We start from the raw sequence: 7,423 nt of genomic DNA, 5'->3' as shown, positions 1-7,423 counted from the left end.
GTACTGGGCCTGGAGCGCACCATTGAAGAACGCGTGCAGGAACTGCTCAAAGTGTCGCACCTGTTGCAATACGACGCGCTCACGCAGTTGCCCAACAGCACGTTGCTGGGTGACCGCCTGACCCAGGCCATCGCCTTGGGCCGACGGCATGACACACAACTGGCGGTGATATTTATCGGGCTCGACCGCTTCAAGCGCATCAACAATGCCTTGGGGTATCCGGCGGGCGACGAGGTGCTCCAGCAGGTCAGCCAGAGCCTGGTGGCGACGGTGCGAGACTCGGATTCAGTGTTTCGCTACGGGGCCGACGAGTTTGTGATTCTGCTCAACGATATCCAGCACCCGCAACAAACCCAGCATATTGCGCAAAAGTTGCTCACGGCCGTGCGCACAACCCGCCACGTCGCCGGGCACGACCTGAGCGTCACCGCCAGCCTGGGCATCAGTATTTACCCCAATGACAGCAGCACGGCGGTGGAACTGATCAAACATGCCGAAACCGACATGCACACCAGCAAGGAGCGCGGCCCGGGTGACTTCAGCTTTTATACCGAGACCATGAACCTGCGCGCGCAACATCAGCAAGGCCTGGAAAGCGCGATCCGCCAGGCCCTGGAGCGTGACGAGTTCGTGCTGCACTACCAACCGAAACTGGAATTGAAAACCGGCAAAATCGTCGGTGCCGAAGCCTTGATACGTTGGTTTGCGCCGCGCGCCGGATGGGTCAGTCCGTCTGAGTTCATTCCGGTGGCCGAAGACAGTGGGCTGATAGTGCCCTTGACCCAGTGGGTACTGCGCCGGGCCTGCGAGCAAGGGCAAGCCTGGCGCGCCATGGGCTTGAGCCCGTTGTGCATCTCGGTGAACGTCTCGGCCATCGACTTTCGCCAGCGGGACTTTACCGACAACCTGGCCGAGATACTCACACAGACCGGCCTGCCGCCTGCCCAATTGGAGTTGGAAATCACCGAAAGCGTGTTGATGCAGAATGTCGACGACACCGTCGCCACCTTGAACACCATCAAGGCCATGGGCGTGCGTCTGGCCCTGGATGACTTCGGCACCGGTTATTCCAGCCTCAGCTACCTGCGGCGCTTTTCCATCGACGTGCTGAAAATCGACCAATCTTTCGTACGCGGCATGAGCGTAAATAGCCAGGACGCGCAACTGATCAGCGCTATCATCGGCATGGGCAAAAGTCTGAACATGAGCATCATTGCCGAAGGCGTGGAGACGATCGAACAACTGAACTTCCTGCAAGCTCAGCGGTGCGAAGAAGGCCAGGGTTTTCTATTCAGCAAAGCCGTACCCCCAAAGGATTTTGCGCAGTTGATGCAAGCCGGTCACCCTGCCCTGATGCCCGATCAATAGCCGATTGCAAGGAGTGCTCGCTTGAGCGAAGTATCAACCCAAGGGCTCATTTTCACCTTATGGTTAGGCGCGAGTCTGCCACTGGCAGCCGCACCGCTGGACGAGGCACTCAAACCCTTGCCGGGCGTGCCGACGCTGGACCCGGCCAAAGTCGAACTGGGCCGGCAACTGTTCAATGAGCCACGCCTGTCAGCCAACAACACCCTGTCCTGCGCCAGTTGCCATCGCCTGGAGTCCGGCGGCGCCGACGACAAGCCGTTTTCGATCGGTTTTGACGGCAAACCGGTAGAGGTCAACACCCCATCGGTGTTCAACGCCAGCCTGAATTTCAAACAGTTCTGGAATGGTCGTGTCGACACGCTGGAGGCGCAAGTCGAACACGTGGTCACCAGCACGGCAGAAATGGGCAGCGACTGGAAAACCGTGGTGCAGAACCTCGCCGCCGTGCCCGCCTACCAGAGCGCATTCCAGCAGACCTATCCCGATGGGGTCACCGCAGCCAATGTGCAAAACGCCCTGGCCACCTATGAGCGCACGCTGCTCACGCCCGACTCACGACTTGACCAATACTTGAAGGGCAATACGGAGATCCTGACCCTCAAGGAAAAGTACGGCTACCAGCGTTTCAAAGATTACGGCTGTATCGCCTGCCACCAGGGTGTGAACATCGGCGGCAACATGTTTCAAAAATTCGGCGTGATGGCTGACTACTTCAAGGACCGCGGCAACCCGGTCGAGTCGGACCTGGGGCGTTACCTGTTGACCAAGGATGAAGAGGACCGCTATGTGTTCAAGGTGCCCAGCCTGCGTAATGTGGCGGTCACCGCGCCCTACTTTCACGACGCTTCGGCCAAGAGCCTGGAAGAGGCTGTGGACGTAATGTTCAAGTATCAGCTGGGGCGCACTCCGACCCAGGAAGACAAGGACCTGATCATCCTGTTTCTCAAGACCCTGACTGGCCAATGGGCGGGCAAGCCGTTATGAGCCGACTGCCGAGCCTGTCCCGCCGTCGTATCAGTCAGCTGTTGCTGGGGTTGATGACCCTGCTGCTGGCCTCGACCCTGGTCTTTTTGTACCTCATGTCCTCCCGCGACCAAACAGCCAGCTACACCCAGTCACGGGACCTGATCCGCCAGCTCCAGCAACTCAACGCACAATGGGACAGCGAAGTGCTCAAGGCCCGGATTGCGATTACCCACAACTACGATCCGCTGGTGACACCACTCACCGAAATGACGCGTATATGGGCCGAACTTAACAGCCGCAGCACCTACCACAACAGCGTCGACCTGCCCCGTTGGCGCACCATCCAGCTAGCGTATGAAACCGCCATCCAGGAAAAGGCGCGGCTGGTAGACCGGTTCAAATCCCACAATGCGGTGCTGCGCAACTCGCTGGCGTTTCTGCCGACCGCTGAAGACGATATCCAGGCCCAGTTCAATCGTGTTGACGATGGAGGGCGGCTGCAACTGCAAAGCGTGGCCACCGACACCTACGACCTGCTGCTCAGCAGCCTGGAGTTCGCCCAGGTCACCAGCGACGACCGCGCCGCCGATATTCTGGTGGGCCTGGGCAAACTGGAAATTAACAAGGAACGCCTGCCCATTGAGTTCCAGGCCCCGGTCGAGATCCTCAGCAACCACATTTCGCTGATCCTGCGCGAGCAACCGGTGGTCAACAGCCTCCTCGAACGAATTGCCGCAGTGCCCGTGGCCGAGCGCCTGGATGACTTGACCACCCACCTCAACCAGGACCAGCAGGCGGCCGACCTCATTGATCATCAATACCACCGCTATCTGTTGATTTTCTCAACCTTGCTGGTGGTGTTGCTGCTGTACCTGGCGGTACGCCTGTTGCGCAGTTTCGCCGAGATCAACCGGATCAATCGTGCCTTGCAGGCCGCCAACGAAACCCTGGAACAAAGGGTGGAGCGGCGCACGCAACAGCTCAAGGACGCCCAGAGCGAGCTGATGGACAGCGCCCGCCAGGCGGGCATGGCGGAAATCGCCACGAACGTGCTGCACAACGTCGGCAACGTGCTCAACAGTGTGAACATTTCCGCCGACCTGGTGGGGCGCAAATTGCGCAACAGCAAGGCCCAGGGCCTGGGCAAAGCCATGCAATTGATCAACGCGCATCAGGGCGACCTGGGCACCTTCCTCAGCGAGGATGAAAAGGGCAAGTTGCTGCCGGGCTACCTGAACCAATTGGTCGAAGCGATTGCAGTCGAACAGCAAGACATGAGCGAGGAACTGACGCAACTGAGCAAAAGCGTTGACCACATCAAGGACATCGTCTCGACCCAGCAATCCTATGCCGGCGCCTCCACACTGCTCGAACCCGTCAACATCAGCGCGTTGATGGAAGACGCCCTGCGCATGAACGCCGGCGCTTTGAGCCGTCATCACGTCACGGTGGTCAAGGAGTACGCGCAAGTACCGGAGATTCTGGGCGACAAACACCGGCTGTTGCTGATCATGGTCAACCTGATCAGCAACGCCAAGTACGCCATGTCCAACCTCAGTGACCGGCCACGGCAAATGACCCTGACCGTGCAACCGGCGGCTGAAGAGACGCTGAAAATCAGTGTAAGGGACGATGGCGAGGGCATACCCGCCGAGAACATGACCCGGATATTCACCCACGGCTTCACCACGCGCAAAGAAGGCCACGGCTTCGGCCTGCACAGCTGCGCCCTGGCCGCCGTGGAAATGCACGGCCAACTCAGCGCCCACAGCGATGGGCCAGGCCTTGGCGCAGTGTTTACCTTGACGATTCCTCTTACCCTTGCCGGAACTGCCCCATGAACCAGACTCCCAACCGGCGCATTCTGTTGATTGATGACACACCGTCAATTCATGAAGACTTTCGCAAGATTCTGATGCCGAGCGTGGCCGCCAACCCTGCACTGGACGACCTGGAATCAGCGCTGTTCGGCGCCGCCGCCACGCCTCAGGCTCAGGTATTCGACCTGCATTCGGCGTACGGTGGCGAAGAAGGCCTGGGCTTGCTGACCACGGCCATGGCAGAACAACGGCCCTATGCGCTGGCTTTTGTGGACATGCGCATGCCCCAGGGCTGGGACGGCGCGAAGACCATCGAGGCATTGTGGAAGGTCGACCCCGACCTGCAAGTGGTGGTGTGCACCGCGTACTCGGATTACTCCTGGGAGGACCTGCTCTTTCGCCTGCACGCCCATGACCGCTTGCTGATCCTGAAAAAGCCCTTCGACAACATTGAGGTCCAGCAAATGGCCAACACCTTGGCCAACAAGTGGGACATGGCCCGTCGCGCCGCCTTGCAAACCTCCCACCTGGAACAGCTGGTGGAACAACGTACCCAGGCGCTGCAACTGGAAATCGACGAGCGCAAGCACTTGGAAAGCCAGCTGGTGCAGTCGGAAAAGCTCGCGTCGCTGGGTCAGCTTGCCGCCGGTGTCGCCCATGAGATCAACAACCCGGTAGGCTTCATTTCGTCCAACCTCAGCACCCTCGATGGCTACTTCAACCAGCTGCAACAGATGCTTGAAGCTTATCGACACAGCGAGGAAATAATCGCTTCGCAACCACAGCGCGACCAGCTAAAGGCTTTGCGCACGACGTTGGAGCTGGACTTTCTCAAGGAGGACATCCCGATCCTGATCCGCGAATCCAAGGATGGCATTGGCCGCGTGGTGCAAATCGTCAAAGACCTGAAAAATTTTTCGCGGGTGGACAACGACCAGACCTGGCAATTCACCAATCTGCAACAAGGCATTGATTCGACGCTGAACATCGTCGCCAGCGAACTGAAGTACAGGGCTGATGTGGTCAAGCACTACATGCCGCTGCCGGACATCGAGTGCCTGGCGTCGCAGCTCAATCAAGTGGTGATGAATCTGGTAATCAATGCCGCACAAGCCATGGGCCCGGAACGCGGCACCATTACCATCAGCAACGGCGTGGAAGGTGAGAACATCTGGCTGGAAGTGGCGGACGACGGCTGTGGCATTGCGCCGGAAACCGTGCAGAAGATTTTCGACCCCTTCTTCACCACCAAACCCGTCGGCGAAGGCACTGGCCTGGGGTTGTCACTCTCCTACGGCATCGTCAAGAAACACCGGGGCTCAATCTCGGTCAGCAGTGAGTTGGGCAAGGGCACAACCTTTCGGGTGGTGCTGCCGATTCGGCAAACGGCGGCGTAGGGCACGCCGCCGAGTCGGGGTTATGCATCCGCCTTTTTTGGGCTGGACCCAAACGAAGCGAAACGCTTGTTGAACCCGGCGATCCGGCCTTCGACCTGGGTCTTGCGCTGCTGGCCGGTATAGATCGGGTGCGAGGCGCTGGACACATCGAGCGGGATATACGGGTAAGTGTTGCCGTCACTGTGTGTATGGGTGCGGTCGCTGTCGGCGGTGGAGCCGATCAGGAAGAACACGTCGGCGGCGGTGTCGTGGAACAGCACAGTGCGGTAGTCGGGATGGATACCAGCTTTCATAAGGCCTCCGGGGCGTCTGGGTGCAATTCAAGTGTTATACAGTAACACAAATCATGCACCCAAACGAGAACCTATTGCAATAAGAATAGGCCGACTGCTTCTATGCCGCTTCCTGGAAGTCCATTTCCGGGGGTTGTTTCGAGAAACCGCGCGTTAGAAAGCCCAGGTACACCAGGCCAATCGCCAACCACACCGCGCCCAGGTAAATCGCCAGGTGATCGAGGCTGACCATCAGCCACACGTCCGCGAGCAAGCCGATGGTCGGGAATACCAGGAACAGGATCACCTCACGCACACCGCGCTGTTTGGCGCCGATCCAGTAGTGAAAGATCACCGACAGGTTCACCAGGCTGAACGCCAGGAACGCACCGAAGTTGATGAACGAAGTTGAGGTGGTCACGTCGAGCTTCAACGCCAGCAAGGCCACCACCGCACACAACAGGATGCTGTTGACCGGCGTGCCGAAGCGCGCATGCAAGGTGCCGAAGAATGACTTGGGCAACACGCCGTCACGGCCCATGGCAAACAACAGCCGCGAACCGCTGGCCTGGGCCGACAGCCCCGAGGCGAACTGGCCGACGATCAGGCCGATCAGGAAGATCGACACAAACAGGTCGCCGCCCACGTTGCGGGCAATCTCGTAGGCAGCCGAATCCACATCGGCGAATTCGAACGACGGGTGGGCGATCTGCACGAAGTACGACACGCCGACGAAGATCAGGCCGTCGATCAGGGTTATGAGCATGATTGCCCGTGGGATGGTACGGCGCGGGTCGCGGGTTTCTTCGGTGAGGGTACTGACCGCATCAAAGCCCAGGAACGAATAGCAGGCGATGGCCGCGCCGCTCATGATCAGCGGCATGTGCATCTGGCCGTTGAAGAACGGGGCGATGGTCCATAGCGGCTTGCTCGCGTCACCGCCAATGTAATGGATGCACAGCGCGACAAACGCGATCAGCACCAGAAATTGCACCAGCATCAGCAGCGCGTTGATGCCGTTGGCGAGCTTCAACCCGATGATATTGATTGCCGTGGTGATACCGATAAAGGCCAGCACCCACACCCACTGCGGCACCGCCGGGAACGCCGAATGCAGGTACGCAGCGCCGATCAGCCAGATGGCCATGGGCAGGAACAGGTAGTCGAGCAACACCGCCCAACCGGCGATAAAGCCCAGCTTGGGGCTGATGGCCTTGCGCACATAGCTGTAGGCGGAACCGGCCACCGGGAATGCCGAGGCCATGCGTCCATAACTCATGGCGGTAAAGAACATCGCCACCAGGGCCGCCAGGTACGCGGCCGGGACCATACCGCCGGTGGATTGCGCGAGGATGCCGAAGGTGCCGAGCACAATGATCGGCGTCATATAGGCGATGCCAAACAGCACCACCGACCCTAACGACAGGGTGCGTTGCAAACGAGCCATGAGCGATTCTCCGCTGATTTATTAGATTTATGGCAGAACTGAAGTCGGTGAAGCGCAAACTATTTTTATGATTGATGTCGCTTTTGTGGCGAGGGAGCTTGCTCCCGCTGGGCTGCGCAGCGGCCCCAAAATCTTAGGGCCGCTACGCGCCCC

6 protein-coding genes are annotated in these 7,423 nt (G+C 59.2%); 4 read left to right on the top strand and 2 right to left on the bottom strand.

The genetic code is table 11. From position 1 onward, the window contains the following. The 4 genes from FEM54_RS19135 to FEM54_RS19120 all read left to right on the top strand — a co-directional run. Positions 1-1,368 (top strand): putative bifunctional diguanylate cyclase/phosphodiesterase (locus FEM54_RS19135; protein WP_138452486.1); only part of this gene is annotated, 1,368 nt, incomplete at its 5' end. Positions 1,369-1,389: 21 nt separating this feature from the next. Then, positions 1,390-2,352, top strand: coding sequence for a cytochrome-c peroxidase (locus tag FEM54_RS19130; protein WP_205894419.1), 963 nt, complete (start codon positions 1,390-1,392; stop codon positions 2,350-2,352). Continuing rightward, positions 2,349-4,175 carry a DAHL domain-containing protein gene (locus FEM54_RS19125; RefSeq protein WP_225933034.1) on the top strand — a complete coding sequence of 609 codons (1,827 nt, stop codon included), beginning with the start codon at positions 2,349-2,351 and terminating at the stop codon, positions 4,173-4,175. The genes FEM54_RS19130 and FEM54_RS19125 overlap by 4 nt, the downstream gene beginning before the upstream one ends. After that, positions 4,172-5,551, top strand: a complete 1,380-nt coding sequence (locus FEM54_RS19120; RefSeq protein WP_138452482.1) for an ATP-binding protein — start codon at positions 4,172-4,174, stop codon at positions 5,549-5,551. Before FEM54_RS19125 ends, FEM54_RS19120 begins: the two co-directional genes overlap by 4 nt. Positions 5,552-5,571: 20 nt before the next feature. Here FEM54_RS19120 and FEM54_RS19115 read toward each other — a convergent pair whose 3' ends face one another. Both FEM54_RS19115 and FEM54_RS19110 read right to left on the bottom strand, forming a co-directional pair. Beyond that, positions 5,572-5,844: a type B 50S ribosomal protein L31 gene (locus FEM54_RS19115; protein WP_017135901.1), complete on the bottom strand. Its 273-nt coding sequence runs from the start codon at positions 5,842-5,844 to the stop codon at positions 5,572-5,574. A 100-nt stretch (positions 5,845-5,944) separates the two neighbouring features. Then, positions 5,945-7,270, bottom strand: a complete 1,326-nt coding sequence (locus FEM54_RS19110) for an APC family permease (protein WP_138452480.1) — start codon at positions 7,268-7,270, stop codon at positions 5,945-5,947. Between the last annotated feature and the right edge of the window lie 153 nt (positions 7,271-7,423).

This window comes from Pseudomonas edaphica, assembly GCF_005863185.1.
In the GTDB taxonomy this organism is placed as follows: Bacteria; Pseudomonadota; Gammaproteobacteria; order Pseudomonadales; family Pseudomonadaceae; genus Aquipseudomonas; species Aquipseudomonas edaphica.
This window is presented reverse-complemented; position numbering and strand designations above follow the sequence as displayed.

Bases quoted from the DNA above. Each gene is read 5' to 3' on its own strand.
- FEM54_RS19125 (WP_225933034.1), top strand. From the start codon at position 2,349: ATGAGCCGACTGCCGAGCCTGTCCCGCCGTCGTATCAGTCAGCTGTTG.
- FEM54_RS19115 (WP_017135901.1), bottom strand. From the start codon at position 5,844: ATGAAAGCTGGTATCCATCCCGACTACCGCACTGTGCTGTTCCACGAC.
- FEM54_RS19120 (WP_138452482.1), top strand. From the start codon at position 4,172: ATGAACCAGACTCCCAACCGGCGCATTCTGTTGATTGATGACACACCG.
- FEM54_RS19110 (WP_138452480.1), bottom strand. From the start codon at position 7,270: ATGGCTCGTTTGCAACGCACCCTGTCGTTAGGGTCGGTGGTGCTGTTT.